Annotated in this window: 12 protein-coding genes; 11 read left to right on the forward strand and 1 reads right to left on the reverse strand. The window is 48.2% G+C overall.

What is annotated here, in order from left to right; genetic code table 11:
• Positions 1-36 precede the first annotated feature (36 nt).
• Entirely contained in the window at positions 37-1,617 is a 1,581-nt protein-coding gene (gene ggt / locus NLBNIHML_RS03425; RefSeq protein WP_494354665.1) for a gamma-glutamyltransferase, read from the forward strand.
• Positions 1,618-1,949: 332 nt separating this feature from the next.
• On the opposite strand, the gene NLBNIHML_RS03430 is transcribed toward ggt, so the two are convergent.
• The gene (locus NLBNIHML_RS03430; RefSeq protein WP_494353780.1) at positions 1,950-2,678 is read right to left on the reverse strand and encodes an SDR family oxidoreductase; all 729 of its coding nucleotides are present in this window, start codon (positions 2,676-2,678) and stop codon (positions 1,950-1,952) included.
• Positions 2,679-2,876: 198 nt separating this feature from the next.
• Between NLBNIHML_RS03430 and NLBNIHML_RS03435 the strand changes: the two genes are divergently transcribed.
• The 10 genes from NLBNIHML_RS03435 (at position 2,877) to NLBNIHML_RS03480 (ending at position 19,193) form a co-directional block, all read left to right on the forward strand.
• Positions 2,877-3,221, forward strand: a complete 345-nt coding sequence (locus NLBNIHML_RS03435) for a winged helix-turn-helix transcriptional regulator (RefSeq protein ID WP_307534208.1) — start codon at positions 2,877-2,879, stop codon at positions 3,219-3,221.
• 388 nt (positions 3,222-3,609) lie between these two features.
• Positions 3,610-4,746: a GntR family transcriptional regulator gene (locus NLBNIHML_RS03440; RefSeq protein ID WP_494353781.1), complete on the forward strand. Its 1,137-nt coding sequence runs from the start codon at positions 3,610-3,612 to the stop codon at positions 4,744-4,746.
• A 168-nt stretch (positions 4,747-4,914) separates the two neighbouring features.
• Positions 4,915-7,140, forward strand: coding sequence for a hypothetical protein (locus NLBNIHML_RS03445; protein WP_494353782.1), 2,226 nt, complete (start codon positions 4,915-4,917; stop codon positions 7,138-7,140).
• A gap of 27 nt (positions 7,141-7,167) precedes the next feature.
• Positions 7,168-10,242, forward strand: a complete 3,075-nt coding sequence (locus tag NLBNIHML_RS03450; protein WP_494353783.1) for an alpha-mannosidase — start codon at positions 7,168-7,170, stop codon at positions 10,240-10,242.
• Positions 10,243-10,267: 25 nt separating this feature from the next.
• A complete protein-coding gene (locus NLBNIHML_RS03455; RefSeq protein WP_472477832.1) occupies positions 10,268-11,182 on the forward strand; it encodes an ABC transporter permease in 915 nt (304 codons plus the stop codon).
• A 12-nt stretch (positions 11,183-11,194) separates the two neighbouring features.
• Complete coding sequence (locus NLBNIHML_RS03460; protein WP_494353784.1) at positions 11,195-12,091, forward strand: carbohydrate ABC transporter permease; 897 nt, start codon at positions 11,195-11,197, stop codon at positions 12,089-12,091.
• Positions 12,092-12,171: 80 nt separating this feature from the next.
• A complete protein-coding gene (locus NLBNIHML_RS03465) occupies positions 12,172-13,827 on the forward strand; it encodes an extracellular solute-binding protein (RefSeq protein ID WP_494353785.1) in 1,656 nt (551 codons plus the stop codon).
• Positions 13,828-13,872: 45 nt separating this feature from the next.
• Positions 13,873-15,879 (forward strand): glutaminase family protein, encoded by a 2,007-nt coding sequence (locus tag NLBNIHML_RS03470; RefSeq protein ID WP_494353786.1) that lies wholly within the window; start codon positions 13,873-13,875, stop codon positions 15,877-15,879.
• 24 nt (positions 15,880-15,903) lie between these two features.
• Positions 15,904-17,928, forward strand: a complete 2,025-nt coding sequence (locus NLBNIHML_RS03475; RefSeq protein ID WP_494353787.1) for a glycosyl hydrolase — start codon at positions 15,904-15,906, stop codon at positions 17,926-17,928.
• Complete coding sequence (locus NLBNIHML_RS03480; RefSeq protein ID WP_494353788.1) at positions 17,925-19,193, forward strand: hypothetical protein; 1,269 nt, start codon at positions 17,925-17,927, stop codon at positions 19,191-19,193. Before NLBNIHML_RS03475 ends, NLBNIHML_RS03480 begins: the two co-directional genes overlap by 4 nt.
• The last annotated feature ends 26 nt before the right edge of the window (positions 19,194-19,219 follow it).

Genomic DNA, 19,219 nt, shown 5'->3' on the forward strand with positions numbered 1-19,219 from the left:
CCTCAGTTGAACATAGAAGAGAAAGAAGGTGGCAAGATGGTTCCACAAGTCACAGGCACACAGACGATGGTAGTCAGTCCTCACTCTTTGGCCAGCGCGGCAGGATCGCGTATTTTGCAGCAGGGAGGTAACGCCTTTGATGCCGCCGTGGCGGTGAGCGCCTGTCTTGCCGTCGTATACCCCCATATGACGGGGCTGGGAGGTGATTCCTTCTGGCTGACCTATAGCACCGAAGAGAGAAAGGTCAGGGCATATAACGCGAGTGGACGTTCGGGCAGTCGGATTACCGCGGCCTGCTTTGCCGGCGAATCAGCCATCCCGCAGCGGGGACCCCGAAGCGTCATTACCGTGCCGGGTATGGTGGACGGTTGGGATGCCATATTACAGGAATATGGCTCGAAGACGCTGGCGGAGGTGCTTGAGCCCGCGATCCGTTATGCGCTGGAAGGCTTCCCGCTATCGCCGGACCAGCATGTCAATACGGCTGAGCGTTTCGATGTGCTGGCAGCTTATCCACAGACTGCCGCCATCTATCTGCCTGGAGGCAAGGTTCCGGAGCAAGGCAGCCGCTTTGTGCAGTCTGCTTTGGGAAGCAGCCTGCTCCAGGTTGCGGATCAAGGTCGTGATGTATTTTATTCAGGCAGTGTTGGTCAGGAGATTGTTCGCTCACTTAAGGAGCAGGGAGGTCTACTGACACTGGAGGACTTTGCGAGACACAGAGGTGAATGGGTGGAGCCGATCAAAGGGAGTTACCGAGGGCTTGATCTTTATCAAGTCCCACCGAATTCACAGGGCTTTACCGGTATAATGGCGCTTCAAATTATAGAACAGTTTGATTTGGAGAATATAGAGCACGGTTCCTATGAGTACTATCACTTGCTCGTGGAGGCGCTGAAGCTGAGCTTCCGTGACCGTGATCGTTATTTGACAGACCCACAATTTTCCTCCATTCCGTTGGACCGACTGCTATCCAAATCCTATGCTGCGAAGCTGGCGGCCTGCATCGATATGGAGCGAGCTCTGCCCATGGATACCCAGCCGGTAGGTCATGATACGGCATATGCGGCAGTAGTAGACAGCGAGGGGAATGCTGTGTCATTTATCCAAAGTCTCTATTTTGAATTCGGCTCGGCTGTGGTTGGGGGAGACACCGGTATATTGCTGCAGAACCGAGGCTCATTCTTCTCCCTTGATCCGTCGCATGTGAACAGGCTGGAACCGGACAAAAGAACCTTTCATACGCTGATGCCGGCGATGGCTTGCCGTGATGGGAAGCCATATATTTTGTACGGTACCCAGGGAGGAGAAGGTCAGCCCCAGACTCAGACCGCGCTGCTGACTCGCATGGTGGACTATGGTATGACTCCCCAGACCGCTGTGCGTGAACCCCGCTGGGTGTGGGGAAGAACATGGGGAGAGGCAACACAAGAATTGAGAGTGGAGGACCGAATCGCGGCAGAAGTGCAGCAGCGTTTAAGGCTAGCCGGACACAAGGTCAACACAGTTGAAGATTTTGCTAGAGTCATGGGACATGCGCATGTCACTATGATCGATGACAATGGCTTCCTGCTCGGGGGCACAGACCCCCGCTGCGATGGTGCGGCTATCGGATGGTAAACCAGAACCAAGTGAAAGGTCTGGGTGTATGCCGCCCAGGCTTTTATTATGGCTTTAGCCAGTTGAGTGCGCGAAACGCGCGAAACAAAAACCACCTGCTATGCGGGTGGAGGGATTGAGGGTTTGACCACTAAGACCATTCCGATACAAACCCGCTCTAGGCGCGTTTTTTTCAATTTAAAGGGTCAAGTTCATGTCCTTGGTCAGGCACATGAATTTGACCCTTATAGCCGTTGACTACACAGAGAGTCTACTCCCGCTACTCTGGTGAATGGGACTGGGAAACTGCATATAACTTACGGAATACTCAGAAATTGCTCGGGTAAAATGGTTTACCAAGGCACAACTCCATTTTCATCAAAAAATCTACCGGTTGGACCATCATTATTGATTGTGGCGAGCTTAACTACACTGGAAGCTGCTTGTTCGACTGTGCGATAGCCACTATTACCATTTAAATCGGTAGCTGTAAATCCAGGGCAAACCGAGTTGATTTTAATAGGAGTATCTCTTAATTCTTTAGCAAAGAAAACAGTTAAAGCATTTACAGCCGTTTTGGAACTATTATAGGCGAGCGAATTCACATTATAAAATTCCGACGTTGGGTCTGAATTCAAAGTTAAGGAACCTAATCCGCTGGAAAGATTTACGATTCTTCCGGCAGAAGATTTTTGGAGCAAGGGAAGTAATGATTTCGTGACAGAAAATACGCCGAAAACGTTTGTCTCAAAAGTATTCTTGAGAACGGACAGTTCCAGTTCACTTGGAGAGGTGGTGCCTTCAAAAAACACGCCTGCATTATTAATCAAGATATCAAGGTATCCATATTCTTGTTCAATCCATTCTACTGCGGAGAGAACGGAGCTGGGTTTTGTGACATCAAGAACCACCGTTTTAGCTTTAATGTTCTCCGTTTCCAAGTGCATTACGGCCTCTTGTCCTTTTTCTTCGCTTCTTGCTCCTATTAAAATCTCATACCCCATGTTTCCCAATTGTCTTGCTGTCTCAAAACCAATACCCTTATTGCCACCTGTAATTAATACGATCTTGGATTTATTCATAAGATTGCCTCCCTAATCTGTTTTCTAAAACCTGTACCTACGAAAATATATTTAATTCTTATAGTTGTGACTGCCATTAAGATTCTCTCATTGTACCCATGATATATCTCCTTTCATTTTTGATATAGTTAATATAGTGGAAATGATTGAGACTTATAAGTACGCACATTTTTGTAACTTAATGAATGGAGTGACAATATGGGATATGGATTAAAAAATTATGGGGATTGCAGTGAAGAGGTTATAAAGGCTTGTCCTGTTGAAATGGTTTTACATATGATAGGAGGAAAATGGAAGGGAATCATTATCGACATTTTATCCGAAAAATCGGTCAGATTTAATGAACTTAAACGATTAATACCAGGGATTACACAACGGATGTTGACTTTACAGCTCAGGGAACTTGAGGCGGATGGAATTGTGAAGAGGATAGTAGATGACACTGTGCCACCCAAAGTAGAATACTCCCTCACTGAACAAGGAAATAAATTGTCGAGTATCATCGATTCTATAAGAGTATGGGGAAAAGAGTTTCAATCCTAAGTCTGCGATCGGGAAGTCTTGATGGATAGCCGCATCGAAAAAAAATCCTAGGCGTCTCCACTTTTCACCGCGCTGCATAGCGAGATTCGATTCAGAAGTTTTGATTCTGGGCGGACTGCAACTCTAATGTTGGAATTCCTGAATCGCTGAACCAAAAAGGCTTTTGTTTCCTAAGGGATCACCAAGCACGATTAGTTTATGGCCACACGAGAGTAGGGAATCAACACCTGATGAACCTGCGCCCAGAAAAATGGTTTGTCTCCCCAATAGAGAAGATGAGTCAAGGAATGAAGGATTGACAGGCATTATGCGGTTGTTTATTGTACTTATATGTGTAAAAATATTTTATATATAAAAATATAATGAATGAATTGGTGATGTGATTATCATGAGTACGAATGATAGAATACCGTTGTACCAACAAATTCAAGACTACATCCGCAAATTCATTGCTTCCGAAAATATGAAGCCGGGTGATCGAATACCGACAGAGAAGGAACTCATGGATCGATTTAACGTCAGCAAAATTACAGTTGTGAATGCCCTGACAGGCTTGGCTAACGAGAAATTGATTGCACGCGTCCCGGGGAAAGGAAGCTTTGTCGCGGAAGGCACAGATGCAGCAGACCCCGCATTTTCTGAATCTCCGGCAGTAAAGGGAGGCAGATCGAGTACAAGAATGATTGGGGTGATCATGCCTACGATTCACGACTACTTTGCGATTCGACTCATCGAAGGAATCGAGCAGTCACTCAATCAGGAAGGTTATCGCAGCATGATCATGCTGACGCATGGCAACATCGAGAAAGAAAAGGATGCGATCAGGGAGTTAAAGGCACTTGGAACTGAGGGGCTCTTAATCTTTCCTGTGGATGAAGGTAACTATAACGAGGAGATTCTCGGCATGAAGTTATCCGGCTTCCCTTTTTTGCTGATTGACCGATATTTGCCTGGCGTCGAAACCCATTACATTGCGGCAGATGGAAGGTTGGGCGTGAAGCTGGCAGTTGAACATCTATGGGAGCTTGGACATCGTGATATAGCGATCTGCTCGGATTCTCCATTACAAACCGTCACTGTCCAGGAACGGATTGATGGTTATATTGAAGCACTGAAGGATAAAGAAGCATTGATTAACCCTGCACATATGATTACAGATTTCAAACCGCTGTCTGTTCTGAAAGACGCCGAAGCCCATCCGTTGTACCGATATATCAGCAACAAAATGGTGACTGCTTATATATCGCTGAATGGCAGGCTGGGGGTTCAGATCTATCAAATGGCTAAGCAAGCCGGTCTTCGCATTCCCGAAGATGTATCGATTGTAAGCTTTGATGACCCCACTTCCATCGTGGAGGAATTCAGTATTTTTACACATGTAAAGCAATTTGAGAGAGAGATGGGAATCCGAGCAGGCAACCAGCTTCTAGAAGTCATTCGGAATAACCGCGAGATTACGGGCTTCAGCAAAATTCTGATTGAACCTGAACTTGTCGTTCGTCAAACGACTGGAAGATGTCCCTAATCATTATATATGAATGCTTAAATTTAAGTCTTTTCCGTAGATGTACGGAAAGGACTTTTTTATTTTATAAAAACATATTGAATATATTCTTAATATATATTATATTTTGTAAAATGGTGAATATTTACAACGACAGACCAATCCAACAGGGGCAGGGAGGTCATAGCTTTGGTTAGAGATCGGAAAGAAGAACGAACCGGATTCCAGGAATCAGCACCCTATCATCCTGATTATGATCTGCAAACGGATTTTGTCATGGTCTATGGAATGGACGATACGATGCCGCGACGTATTCAGGAATGGAAGGATAAAGGGTACGTGGTTCATTTAATGACAGGAGTAGCATGGGGGACCTATAACGACTATCTGGACGGGGAAGTAGACGGGGAAACGCACTGGGATGAAGCCCAGATGGATCGCGATGGCGAGATGATTGTACATGGGAAGGAACCTATTATTCCTTACATGGTCCCAACGGTTTCCTTTGGTAAATATATCGCTGAACGCATCCGTGCGGCTGTTGATTCTGGCGTGGAGGCGATCCATCTGGAGGAGCCTGAATTTTGGGTAAATGGGGGGTACTCTGAATCGTTTAAGAGAGAATGGCAGTTATATTACAAAGAACCCTGGAGTCCGCCTCACTCCTCACCCGATGCACAGTTTCGGGCTTCCAAATTGAAAGCGTATTTATACACATGTGTGTTAGACCGATTGTGTACCGAGATGAAAGATTACGCTCTGAAACGTTACAATCGCATCTTACGATTCTACGTTCCGACCCACAGCCTGATCAATTATACGCAGTGGCGAATTGTTAGCCCGCAGTCTCGATTGATAGAGCTTCCCTCCGTAGATGGATATATTGCACAAATCTGGACCGGGACATCACGAACACCGAACGTGTATGAAGGGGTGCGCAAAGAACGCACTTTTGAAACCGCTTACTTGGAATATGGTGTCATGCAAGAGCTTGTGCGGGGTACAGACAGACGAATGTGGTTTCTGCATGACCCTATCGAGGACAATCCGAATTATACATGGGCCGACTATAAACAGAACTACCTGAAGACCGTTGCTGCTTCCCTGCTTCATCCCGGGGTTTCCCATTACGAGGTCGCACCTTGGCCGCGAAGAATTTTCAAAGGAACTTATCCTTCCGATGAAGGCACGCATAAAGAGCGGATTCCACCTGACTATGCAACGACATTGCTGCATGTCATGCACACGCTTGGCAACATGGATCAAGACAATGTCGAAACAGAAGGTCAATCTCCCCGCATTGGTGTATTAATTGCCGACTCAGCGATGTTTCAGCGCATGAAGCCGGAGCTGGGGGCATCGAATGCTGCAAAGTATGACGGCACAGATCCGGAAGGCTTCCAAGCGGATGGCGACACGGAGCTGCTGGATTTCTCTCCATTCTATGGGCTTGCCCTGCCATTGCTTAAACACGGAATACCTGTGAGACCCGTCCAGCTTGATAATGTGAGGCGCTATCCACATTACCTAGCTCCATATCGTGTTCTGCTGTTGAGTTATGAGTACATGAAGCCGGAGCACTCCGATATCCATTATGCACTGGCCCAATGGGTACAGGATGGTGGTGCATTGATTTATGTGGGAGACGACAGCGACCCCTATCACAACATCCGGGCTTGGTGGAATGATGACCAGCGCAGGGAAAGCACGCATACCATATATCCCTCACCACGCGAGCACTTGTTTGAACAGCTAGGGCTTAAGTTAGAACAGGAAGGGCTTCACCCTGTGGGCAAAGGGGCGGTGCATTGGCTTCCTGTACATCCGGCTGCATGTGCGTCAAGTAAAGCGAGTGCAGATCAACTTCGCCAGACTGTGAAAGAAACATGGGAGAGACTACAGGATTCCAACTTCCGTTGGGAAGCCAAGCATTATTTTAAAATTAAACGTGGGCCCTACATCATAGCCTCTGTCCTGGAAGAGTCCATATCCGAAGAACCACTGGTTATCCCAGGTCCGGTGGTGGACTTGTTCGATCCTGACCTGCATGTTCGGCAAGAAGTAAGGTTGGCTCCTGGTGAGCAAGCACTGTTATACGACATTACGGCCGGAAGGCCACAGCAAGACAAGGTGGGCCTGATCTCTGCCTCTTCCAGAATTGAAGATCTGACGATAACGAATACAGGTTTTCAATGTGTAGCCAAGGGTCCGACCAACATGCAGGCCACCGCCAGATTCTATTGCCCATTTGAACCCATATCCGTTTGCAGCATAGATCAACACCAGACTGTACCTGCCGAATGGAAATGGGATTCAAAATCGAAAACCGTACTGCTGAACTATGAGCATGGCAGCAAGAACAAGGTTGAGATTCAAGTAAGGTGGGATCATGAGAATGCAAAAGCAAAAACTTGATGAACGAGAGGAGAGAACACAACTATTATGCCATATGAACCGATTAGACTCGGACATCTGAATCAAATGCTGTCCAAACTCCGTGAAGCCATATATGAGCCCATTGCCCAGTTGAATGTAAAGGCATGGGTTACCCCGGAGCCTGTTCCATTCGAGGAAAGAATGTCAGGTCAGCAAATCACTCTTTCACAGGGCGAGCATTGGGGGAAGTTATGGGATTGTGCCTGGTTTTGTTTTACAGGGAGCATTCCACCGTCCGGTAGTGACGCCAAGGCTGTTCTTCTACTGGACGTGAACGGCGAACTCTGTCTGGTGGACCACGAAGGAACGCCTGTACAGGGATTGACAACGATCAATTCAGAGTTTGAATTCACACTGGGTCTCCCTGGGAAAAGAGTTGTTGAACTGGACCATTCGTCAATAACGGTGACGGACGGGGCATTCGAGCTGTGGGCTGATGCCGGCAATAACGACTTATTTGGAAAGTATCAGGGCGGTACGGTAAAAGAAGCGATGTTGGCCATTTGTCATGAAGATATACGAAGCTTGTATTACGATACCGAAGTGCTTCTGGAGACGGCAGAACACCTTCCTGTCAACATGGCGCGCAGAGAAAGGATTCTTCAATCCCTGTATGACGCTTCCATAGTATTGACGGAATTAACGCCTGACCGCATACATCGCGCCAAGTTATTATTGAACGAACCATTATCACGTCGTGGCGGCGATCCTGTGCTGAACATAAGTGCGGTTGGGCATGCACATATTGATTTGGCCTGGTTATGGCCGATCCGTGAGACGATCCGAAAAGGCGCAAGAACATTCTCCACGGTGCTTCGCATGATGGAGCGTTATCCCGATTATGTGTTCGGAGCGAGTCAGCCTCAGCTATACGATTGGATGAAGCAGCACTATCCCAAGATGTATGACCAGATCAAGGAACGGGTGCAGGAAGGCAGATGGGAACCGCAAGGAGCCATGTGGGTGGAATCGGATACCAATGTGCCAGGCGGTGAATCTCTTGTACGCCAGATTCTGTATGGCAAACGTTATTTCCAACAGGAATTTGGAATGGAGATGAAGTCGCTGTGGATGCCAGATGTATTTGGCTACTCCGCAAGCTTGCCGCAGTTGTTGAAAAAATCCGGTGTAGATTACATGATGACCCAGAAGCTCTCCTGGAGTGAGTACAACCGCCATCCTCACCATTCCTTTCTGTGGGAAGGGATCGACGGTTCCTCGGTGTTAACACATATGCCACCTGAGGATACGTACAACAGTCCGGCCGCCCCACGTTCCATTGCCAAAGCAGAGCGGGAGTATCTGGACAGAAATGTTTCCAGCCACGCATTGATGCTCTTCGGCATTGGAGACGGCGGCGGCGGGCCAGGAGAAGAGCATTTGGAACGGTTGGAGCGGGAGAAGAACCTGCTCGGTCTGGCACCTGTTGTGCAGGAACCTTCCTGGAAATTTTTTGAACGATTGAATGAAGAAAGAGAGCGATTCCAGACCTGGCGTGGGGAGTTGTATCTCGAAAAGCACCAAGGAACCCTGACCAGTCAGGCACGGAGCAAGTGGTATAACCGCAAGATGGAGAAAGCTCTGCGCGAGCTGGAATTTGCTGCTGTACTGGCTGCCCGCATAGGCAAGTCTTATCCGGCCGAAACATTGGAGACGATCTGGAAGGAAGTGCTTCTGTACCAGTTCCATGATATCCTCCCCGGATCTTCGATTAATCGAGTATATGATGAGTCGTTAATACGGTATGAAGCATTGCTCCAGCAGACGGAAGGCATGATCACCGAAACCTACAGCTATATTACAGATTATATCTCTTCCCAAAAGGAAAACTCCAATTCAACTGCGGTATTCAACTCACTACCGTGGGAACGTCAGGAGTGGCTGCACCTCCATGGACGATGGCATAAGGTGCAGGTTCCATCCATGGGCTACACCGTGGTATCTAATCATGAAGATCAGGAGGTCATGGGGGAGATCGCAACTGGTATTGAAACGGATATTGCTGCGCTGGAAACAGATTTCCGTGAAACAGCCAAGGAGTACAGTATGGAGAATGACATTCTCATCGTGAAATTTGACCCCAATGGCGGCATTACCTCAATCCTGGAAAAGCTGGAGGCACGTGAAGTTATCCTGCAAGGACAGCGGGGGAACGATCTTCGTGTATATCATGACGAAGGCGATGCCTGGGATTTCCGCCATGAGTATTCAGCGCAAGTGGGGATGCCATTAATTCTGAATGATATCTGTGAGCTTCGGGATGGTCCGAAAGTTGGGCTGGTTTTTGATTACAGCTACGGAGAATCGTCTCTAACCCAAACCGTTATTTTAACGGAGGGCAGTCGGCGTATTGATTTTGAGACGATCGTGGATTGGCGGGAAAATGGTAAAATGTTACGCACTTCGTTCCCGGTGCAGATTCGTACCGATCAGGTACACTGTGAAATCCAGTTTGGCAGCCTGAGCAGGCCGACTCACCGCAATACGATGTGGGACTTTGCCAAGGATGAGATTTGCGCTCACCAATGGGTGGATATATCAGAACCGGATTACGGAGTCGCCTTACTCAACGATTGCAAATACGGGCATCGAGCCATTAACAATGTGCTTGACCTTCATTTGCTGCGCAGCAGTTCGTACCCGGATCCGGTGGCGGATCGTGCAGAGCACCAATTCACCTATTCGTTATATCCGCATCAGGGGAACCATGTTCAGGCTGAAATCTATCGAAGAGGCAATGAGCTCAATATTCCGCTGCGCCTGAGTTCCTTGCCTGCACCTTCAATGGATGTCGAAGAGGAAAAGCTGCCTTACACGAAAACATTCCTGCAGCCAGATCATCCGCACATCATGGTGGAGTCCATCAAAAAAGCCGAGGACAGCAATGACATTATTGTCCGTCTGTATGAGACCTCGGGAACCCAGGTTAAAACGAAACTGTCTATCGGATGGGATACTGCTGAAGTTTGGGCGGTTGATCTCATGGAAAATAACATTTCATCGCTGGAGCTTCAGGATCAATCTGACGTAGTTGTATCCTTCACACCATTCGAGATCATCTCGCTGCGATTGAAAGGTTAGTTTAAGAGAAAGGAGCGTTGGGAATGTGATTAAGAACAGTGTGTTAATGAAGCGAATCTGGAAGCATAAACTCTTTTACTTGTTCATGTTACCTGGCATTATCTGGTTTTTCTTATTCTCCTATGTTCCCTTATATGGAATCCAGGTTGCCTTCAGGGACTATACCTTCGTTGGCGGTTTTACCGGAAGCCCTTGGGCAGGTTTCAAGTACTTTCAACAGTTCTTTAACTACTATCAATCTGGTGATATCATCCGCAACACAGTGATCATCAGTCTCATGAAGCTGTTAATCGGCTTTCCGATGCCAATCATTCTCGCCATTCTTTTAAACGAAATCCGCATGATCAGGTTCAAGAAAACCGTTCAGACACTTTCCTATTTACCCTACTTTGTATCCTGGATTGTGGTTGTCACCCTGATGCAGAGATTGCTCACGCCATACGGTGGACCAGTGAATGATTTGCTGGGGTCGTTCGGAACTGATCCAATCCAATTCCTGAACAATCCCACCTGGTTCTATCAGATGATTGTTGGATCGGATATTTGGAAGAACATCGGCTGGAACTCCATCATATTCATGGCTGCGATTGCCGGAATTGACCAGCAGCAATATGAAGCTGCCAAGATCGATGGTGCAGGGCGTTTCCAACAGGTGTGGCATGTGACCCTGCCGGGTATCCGTAATGTCGCCATTATATTATTTATTCTCGCCGTGGGTAACTTGATGAGCGCGGGTTATGAGCAGCTACTTCTTCTGAATGGACCTGCGACCGCTGGCATGGGCAGTGTACTCGACGTGCACGCCATTAACTCGGGTATCCGGGAAGGGCGTCTGAGTTACGCGGCAGCTGTGGGGCTGTTCCAGAGTGTAATTGGGCTTATTTTGGTGCTAACGGTCAACCGGATTGCCCGCAAAGTCAGTGATGTATCCCTGTTCTAAGGAGGTGATGTGATGACACGCAAATGGTCCTTATTCTCAGTTATAAACTATACCATTCTCGCTTTGGTCGGATTCTCCATGATCTACCCGTTTATTTACATCCTGGCGTACTCGCTGAATGACGGCAAAGATTCCATGCAGGGCGCGATCTATTTCCTTCCACGACAATTTACATTGGAGAACTATGCCCAGGTATTTGATAATGCACGCATCTGGAAGGCGTACCAGATCACCATCATGCGAACCGTGCTGGGTACGTTCCTTCATGTGATTCTGTGTACATTGATGGCTTACGCGCTCTCGAAGAAATCATTGCCGGGCCGTGCATTTTTCACCTTTTACATCTTTTTGCCTACGATTTTCAGTGCCGGATTCATCCCGTTCTTCATTACGCTTCAGAAGCTACATCTGATCAATACCTTCTGGGTGTACGTCTTGACGCTGTTATTCAACTTCATGCATATCATCATTATCCGGACCTTTCTGCAAGGAATTCCCGAAGAGCTGGAGGAATCAGCCCACATTGACGGGTACGGGGATTTTCAAATCTTCATTCGCATCATTCTGCCTCTCTCGGGACCCGTACTGGCAACCATCTCCCTCTTCATTGGGGTCGCCCACTGGAATGACTGGTTCTCGGGTGCCTACTATGTATCCAACAAGGATCTGATTCCGGTGCAAACCCTCTTGCAGGAGATGCTGACCGAAGCGGAGTCGCTGTCCAATTCGATGCAGCGCGCAGCACAACAGGGCGGGCAGACGATTGGCAGTTCAGGCGGAGCGGGTGCGACACCCGAATCCCTGCGTATGGCTTTGCTTGTCATTACCGTCTTCCCGATCCTGTGTATCTACCCGTTCCTGCAACGATATTTCGTAAAAGGAGTGATGATCGGTTCGGTGAAAGGTTAGGTGATCCTAACCTGGAATTTGCTGAGTTTTATCAGGCTTGACCCAGATCATTCATCATCATATTTCAGGAGGCGATTGGTTTGAACCGAATTTGGTCGAAAGGCGTATCCGTATTACTCGTGTCCATCTTGGTTGGAGGATCGTTGAGCGGATGCACGGATTCATCAGGAAACGGGAATAGCGGAGAAGCAGCTGATGGTTCATACAAGCTCAAAATATTGCACAACTGGAACGGTTCAGGTGGTTCGGACAACGGAATAACGCCTGTGGAAGAAGTCATCAAGGAGAAGACTGGCGTCACGCTGGATTGGGAGTATACCAAAGGCAGTGAGACCGAGAAGGTAAACCATATATTTGCCACGCAGGATCTGCCGGATATCTATACCGGACCCGCATGGGGAGGTGAGCTGGATGGCATTATCAAGGCGGCCAAAGAAGGGCAGCTCGTCGATATTTCCGACAAATTGGGGGACTATCCTAACCTCGCGAAATCCATTGCTGAAGAAAATGTACCCCCAGCGCTCTACGAAAAAGCGATTAATGCCTATGACGGCAAAAAATATCTACTCCTGCAAAACCAGCCTGCCCAGAATGAAGATGGCATGGATTGGCTGTACGGCTTCTATGTTCGCAAGGATATCGCGGATAAGGTGGGTATAGACCCTCAATCGGTCGTGACAAAGGAGGAATTCTATAACTTCCTCAAAGCAATCAAGGATGCCAATCTGCAAGAGAACGGGCAGCCGGTCTTTCCACTGGGTGGCTTCAGCAACGGCTGGTCCGTCGGCATCGGCAATACCATGTTCAATTCGGGTGGCAGTTATGTTGACAAAGGTGACGGAACGGTAGAGCATAACTTTTTCACCAAAGGTTATGAAGAATACACCCTGTTCTATCGGAAACTGGTTGAAGAAGGGTTAATGGACCCGGAAGCATTCACCCAGACTGACCCGATCGCCAAGGAGAAAATCAATCAGGGCCGCATCGCCATTCTGGCCGCACACTATCCGGCCATTCTGGATGCCTCCAAAGAGTATGTTACTTCACACCCTGGAAGCGATTACATCCCGATCGGCCCTTTAGAGCGTGCAGATGTTGAAACGAATCGCCCTGCGGATCTGGGCATTCAGGGCAACAACGTAACAGTGATCACCAAAAACTGCAAGGGCGCATGTGTAGATGCGGCGCTGAAGTTCCTCGATTACATGGCTTCCGATGAAGGATTTATGCTGGCAAGATACGGAGTGCAGGGCGTTCATTGGGATATGAAGGAGGGTAAACCTGTTGCCAAAAAGGAGTGGTTCGATAAATTTACGGCAGATCAATCGGGTAAAGTTCGCAAGAACGAAGGCATTTCCATTGGTTTGGAATCCATCACGGGGCCTGATCGAATCAATTCGGTCGCAGGCGGAGATATCTGGGCCGATCAGAAACGGCTGGATGCGATGGAACAAGCCAGAAAAATTCTGCGTCCTAATGGCATTCATGTCATTACAGCCTATAACCCGGGCGATGTGATGACCAAAGCACCGGAATGGGAGATGCTGAAGCCTTCCATGGATCGGATGGGTGATGCCTGGAAGGAAGCCATCTTTGCGAAATCGGATGAAGCGGCGTTGGGCATTATCAACGAGCTTCGCGAGCAGCTTCGGAAGACCGGATATGATCAAGCCATGCAGTTTACGAACGAAAACTTGAAAGGAAAAGACGTAGTTACCGTTCAGATGCCGAACTGATCACCCCCCATATTCTTAATTTTAATTTGAAGGAGTTGCATTCATATGACGACTGAGTTCAGACCACCTGCCGTACCTCTGGTTACTGTGGACCCTTATTTTAGCGTATGGTCAGCCGCGGACCATCTGTATGAAGATCATACCCGGCATTGGACGAACAAAACGAATGGCATGGTGGGCTTGGCGGTGATCGATGGAAAGCTTCGACGATTTATGGGGAAAGTGGGATCGGAGGAGCGTACAGCTGTCCAGGAACCTGGAGTGCTGGTGCAGACCAACCTGACTGTCCAGCCTGTAACGACTCGATATACGTTTCAAGGGGAAGGAATTGAACTTCATGTTCAGTTCCATACACCTTTATTGCTGGATGATCTGGACCTGTTATCCAGGCCGGTGACGTATTTGACTTTTCAGGCCAAATCCATCGATGGGGCATCCCATCAAGTCAAAATATATTTTGATGTGACAGGTGAATGGTGTGTAAACACATCCGATCAACACATTACATGGGAACGCCATGTGATTGAGGGGCAATGGAATGTCATGTCCATGGGCACTGTGGATCAGCCCGTATTACAGCTTGCCGGTGATGATACACGAATCGATTGGGGATATATGGTTCTGGCTGTTCCCCAATCTTCCGATATCCAGACGGCCATTCATTCAGTAACAGGCCGTGAGCAGTATGCACGCACTGGACAATTGCCTATTGAAGATGATCATCCTCAGCCGCGAGCTGTATCGGACAACATGCCGGTTATGGCCGCCGAGATCGATCTGGGGGCTGTCCGGGACGAACCGATATCCGAATTTCTCATGCTTGCGTATGACGATATCCATGCGATTGAATATTTTCAACAGCCTTTACATGCCTATTGGAAAAGAAATGGATTAACGTTTCATGAAATGCTATTACTGGCAGCTCAACAATACGAAGAGATTCAGCAGCGCTGTGACAGCTTTAATCTTGAACTCATGGCAGAGAGTCAGGCCGCAGGCGGTGAGAAATACCGGGATATTGTGGCGCTAACCTACAGACAGGCGATTGCAGCGCATAAGCTGGTTGCCGATGAGGAGGGGAATGTTTTATTTTTCTCCAAAGAGAATTTCAGCAACGGATGTATCGCTACGGTGGATGTCAGTTACCCTTCGATCCCATTATTCCTGAGATACAACCCTGAACTGATCAAGGGCATGATGCGTCCAATTTACAAGTATGCGATGAGCCCGGATTGGACGTTTGATTTTGCTCCTCATGATGTAGGAACCTACCCTAGGGCCAACGGTCAGGTGTACGGTGAGAATAAGCTGGAATACCAGATGCCGATTGAGGAATGCGGCAATATGCTGCTGATGGCTGCGGCGGTCAGCAAATATGAGGGAGATATCGAATTTGCTCGGCAGCATTGGGAACCTCTTACGCGATGGGCAGATTATTTGCTGCACAATGGACTCGATCCTGTAAACCAGCTGTGCACGGATGACTTCGCGGGGCATCTGGCGCACAATACCAATTTATCGATCAAGGCCATATTGGGTATTGCTGCGTATTCCTACCTGTGTGAAAAGCTCGGTTTGCAGGAAGGGGCGAAGTACCTGGAGGAAGCTCGGAACATGGCTCAGGAGTGGGTGTCCATGGCAGATGCCGGGGACCATTATAAGCTGACGTTTGACAGTCCAACCGAGTCATGGAGCATGAAGTACAATCTGGTGTGGGATCATCTGCTCGACCTGCACCTGTTCCCGAAAGAGATCGCCGCCAAAGAACTTGAATATTACATGCACAAACAAAACCGCTATGGCTTGCCGCTGGATAGCCGTGAAACGTATACCAAATCCGATTGGCTGGTATGGTGTGCCTCCATGAGTTCAACGAAAGCGCAGTTTGAGTCTTTCATTTCACCGCTGTGGGATTTCATGAACGAAACCTCATCTCGTGTTCCCGTAACGGATTGGTATGACACGATCACCGCTAAGCAGATGAATTTTCAGAATCGTTCTGTGGTCGGCGGCTTCTTTATCCAATTACTCATGAGACAGTCTACAGACTAATGGGTGTGAAGGCAGGTAGTGAATATGAAGGCAGGCACAGAGGAAATCTGTGATCATTTACATCAGCTCAAGCAGCAATTTGCGAATCCGGATGCAACGTATCGTCCGCAGCCTTTCTGGTTTCTGAATCATGCGCTGGAGAAGACCGAACTGGAGCGTCAGATTCAATCCATGTATGAAGCGGGTGTCGGCTGTGTGGTTCTGCATGCCCGGCACGGAATGCTAATCCCATATCTCTCGCCGGAATTTATGGATGTGCTGGAGTTTTGCACAGCAGAATGCAAGAAACGGAATATGGTCGTCTGGCTGTACGATGAGGAGAATTGGCCGAGCGGAACCTTGGGCGGCAGACTGACACGGGAACAACCGGAATATCGCATGCGTTATTTGAGAATAGAGGAAAAGCGATATGTGCGAGATGCGCCGCAGGAAAGCTTGAAGCTGGATTTTGCCTACCATGATCACAATGAGCTGATTGCCATCCTGGCCTATCGCGCGGTTAACCGCAATGGAGAGTGGTTGCTTCATGATGAACCGGAAAATATCACGCATTATTGGGGAGAGGAGTGGAGTCCGGGTCACGCCCGTGATTCTTATATTGTTCTCGCCTGCTGGTCATGTGAGATTGCCGAGGGAATCACCTTCGCTAAAGGGTATTACCTGGATACATTGAATCCGGAAGCGGTTCAGTCTTTCATTCGGATGTCTTATGAACCGTTTCTGGCATTAAAGCCCTATTACGGATCAACCATTCAAGGGGTGTTTACTGACGAGCCGGGTCTTATGATTCACGATGGCTTCTTCGGGGTGGAGGCCATCCGTACCGCCGTTCATGACGTGGATGCTACGTTGCCCGGCCTCGTCTTCGCTTGGACCGAGGGAATGGCTGAACGATATCAGCAAGAGAACGGGTATGATCTAATCCCGCGGTTGGGGGCATTGTTGTATCCCATGGCAGACGGCAGCCGATCCGCAAGACAGCAATATTATGATACGATCACCCGCTGGTACGTGGATGGATATCATGCAGCGATTCGTACATGGTGTGAACAATCCGGTCTGCTCTATATCGGTCATACGCTGGAGGAGCCTGTCTGGGGGCAGGCTCGATCTCAAGGCAATCAGACCCGGGTATTGCAGCAATTCCACTATGCAGGCGTGGATTATCTCACTCCCGGCATCGGGTCAAAGGCGAATCCGCATCGCATTGTGTCCGTCAAGACGGCGGCTTCTGTCGCGCAGCTGAACAGGAAGGAACGGGTGATCTGTGAAGCCTTTGGTGCAAGTGGTCATGGTTATTCCATGCGCCAGCGGCGACTTGATGCCAATTTTATGGCTTTCTTGGGAGTTAATCTGTTTATTCCGCATGCATTCTATTATTCGTTTGCCGGGTATCGGAAGACCGACTTTCCACCGACTGAATTCAAACATGCACCCCATTGGCTGCATTATCGTGCTTTTGCCGATTATATAGGGCGATTGAGTCTGCTTGGAGCAAAAGGAAAACGAACGCCAGAAGTTCTGCTGTTATCGCCTATCCATACGGTATATGAAACCATGTTCACATCAGGCGAAGCAAACATGCAGCCTTCATCAGATGTGCTGTTCTCTCTTTTGTCAGATCGCTTGCTGCGATCATCTATCGACTACGACTATGTGGATGAATGCCAGCTTCGCGAAGCGCTCCTTGTTGAAGGAGAGGGTTTGCAATTTGATGGCCATGGCCATGGATATTCGATCCTCGTTATGCCGGAGATAGAGGTGATGTCAAGGGATGTTGCAGCCAGGCTTGTATCCTTTGTTAACCAGGGCGGCACGTTAATTGCGATAGGTACGATTCCGCAGCATAGTGAATCTTTGCGGCATGATCCGGTGTTGTTGAAGGATATCCAGCAGCTGTTTGGTTCCGATCCGCCGCACGGAAAATTACGTGCTGTTGGCAAGGGGCACACAGCCTCTTTTATTCCATGGATGACGCTGTTCATCAAGGCGGTCAGAGTCAGCGTCTGGATCAACTCGAAGCGTTTTGTATTCAATTCGGGGAGTTGATCAGAGAACCACCGGTAATACGATGGGATTGGATTGAAGGTCAGTCTGACGATTTGATTAGCGTCGAACGCAGAATTGGAAATCTGGTGTATGTATGGCTGATGAATTGGTCGGAGCACCCCGTGACCATTAAGCTCATTTGCGATGAAAAGAAAGGTGGCTTGGAAGAGTGGGAGTTGGAGAGTGGAACTGTATGCAGCATTGACGCTGAATCGTTCCTTTCATTCGTACCCGGAGAGCTGCGTGTGCTGTCGGTAAGCCCCCAAGAGAGCTCCTCTTTTCCGCAAGAACGTACAGATCATGCGGAGTATACAGAGCAAGCGTGCCTAGGAGATAAATCTTTTTCCACGAATGTGGTAGAGGTCATTCTAGATGAGCAGTGGGGGTTCAGGACCGCAGGCCCCAACGTTTTTCTGCTAGATCAATGGCATGTTACGTTGAATGACCGACATTCCAGGATGAACGCGACCATGCCCGGGCAAGTAAATACGTATCGCACGACGTTTGGCATGACGCCAAAATTGATTGAACGGCTTCAATCCCGGTATGCTTCGGATCGTTCCGGTAAGGCGGGAGAAGATTCATGGGGCAGGATGGAATTGCTTCTGGATGATGTAGATCAGAACATTCCATCCCATATCGGATTTTTGCAGCGTAGGCGTAATCTGGAAATATTCGTTAATGGGGTACGACAGAAAGCGTTAAGACGCTCTTCGTGGCAGGATGGTGATGTTGACAGTGTAGATATCACTCCACATTTGTTGGCTGGCGAGAATGAGCTGGAAATTCTGACGGTTTCGTTATTGGAACCGATGCCTGCTATTTCATTCCCAGCATTTCTGATTGGTCCGTTCGCGATAGAAAACGATACGACGTTAAATACCGATGTGGAACAATCGGGTGGATGTTGGAATACTGCTGGCTATCCTTATTATTCAGGTACGGGTGTCTACTCGCAGCAGGTGGATCTGTCTAACGTAAACTTAGCTGCAAATGAGGAGCTATGGCTGGAAGCCGAAGATATAAGGGAGACAGCAAGCCTATATGTGAATGATATTGAAGCAGGTATTCGTTTATGGCCGCCTTACCAATGGAACATAACGCCATATATTCAAGAAGGAATGAATGAAATGAACTTACATGCCGCAAATACACTGGAGAATTTGTATGGAAAATCAGCGCTGACATCAGGAATTAATGGACAGGTGAGGTTGATCCGACGAACGCGAAGAACATCACAGACGCAACATCACAACAAATCATAAAAACATTAAAAGGAGATATGAACTTT

The organism is Paenibacillus sp. JNU01 (genome assembly GCF_059130585.1).